This is a genomic window from Vibrio sp. DNB22_10_4 (assembly GCF_052879755.1).
Window position 1 is genome coordinate 1 of the sequence record NZ_JBNNXW010000037.1, and the last position, 868, is coordinate 868.

3 protein-coding genes are annotated in these 868 nt (G+C 44.0%); all 3 read left to right on the plus strand.

Features of this window, described 5'->3' with window-relative positions; genetic code table 11:
- Nucleotides 1–381, plus strand: a 381-nt coding sequence (gene rpsF / locus ACVA6Q_RS24530) for a 30S ribosomal protein S6 (protein ID WP_446649210.1), incomplete at its 5' end; no start/stop codon positions are given.
- 77 nt (nucleotides 382–458) lie between these two features.
- Nucleotides 459–686, plus strand: coding sequence for a 30S ribosomal protein S18 (rpsR, locus tag ACVA6Q_RS24535; protein ID WP_042503516.1), 228 nt, complete (start codon nucleotides 459–461; stop codon nucleotides 684–686).
- 30 nt (nucleotides 687–716) lie between these two features.
- Nucleotides 717–868 (plus strand): 50S ribosomal protein L9 (gene rplI / locus ACVA6Q_RS24540; RefSeq protein WP_446649211.1); only part of this gene is annotated, 152 nt, incomplete at its 3' end.

The following is an 868-nucleotide window of genomic DNA, read 5'->3' on the forward strand; positions in this document are numbered from 1 at the left end:
TACGAAATCGTATTCATGGTGCACCCTGATCAAAGCGAGCAAGTTGCTGGCATGATCGAGCGTTACACTGGTTCAATCACTGAAGCTAACGGTACTATCCACCGTCTAGAAGACTGGGGCCGCCGTCAAATGGCTTACCCAATCAACAAGCTTCACAAAGCACACTACGTTCTAATGAACGTTGAAGCGCCACAAGAAGCGATTGATGAGCTAGAAACTGCTTTCCGTTTTAACGATGCAGTTCTACGTAACATGATCATGCGTACTAAAAAAGCTGTTACTGAGCCTTCTATCATGCTTAAGCAGAAAGAAGAGCGTTCTGAGCGTGCTCCACGTCGTGAAGAGCGTACAGAAGCTAAGCCAGAAGCATCTGCAGAGTAATTTTTTACTCATTTAGTACTTGGTGGTGGTTCTCCACTGCCGACTTTAAGACTTTAATTTAGATCAGGAGATAGCCCATGGCTCGTTTCTTCCGTCGTCGTAAATTCTGCCGTTTCACTGCAGAAGGCGTTCAAGAGATTGATTACAAAGACGTAACAACTCTAAAAAACTACATTACTGAATCTGGTAAAATCGTACCTAGCCGTATCACTGGCACAAGTGCTAAATACCAGCGTCAGCTAGCTCGCGCTATCAAGCGTTCACGCTACCTAGCACTACTTCCGTACACTGATAAGCATCAGTAATCGGCACCGTTTAGAAAAGAGGATTAAACAATGCAAGTTATTCTACTTGATAAAATCGGTAACCTAGGTGGTCTTGGCGATACAGTTAACGTTAAATCTGGTTACGCTCGTAACTTCCTTATCCCACAAGGTAAGGCTGTAATGGCAACTAAGAACAACGTTGAAATGTTTGAAGCTCGTCG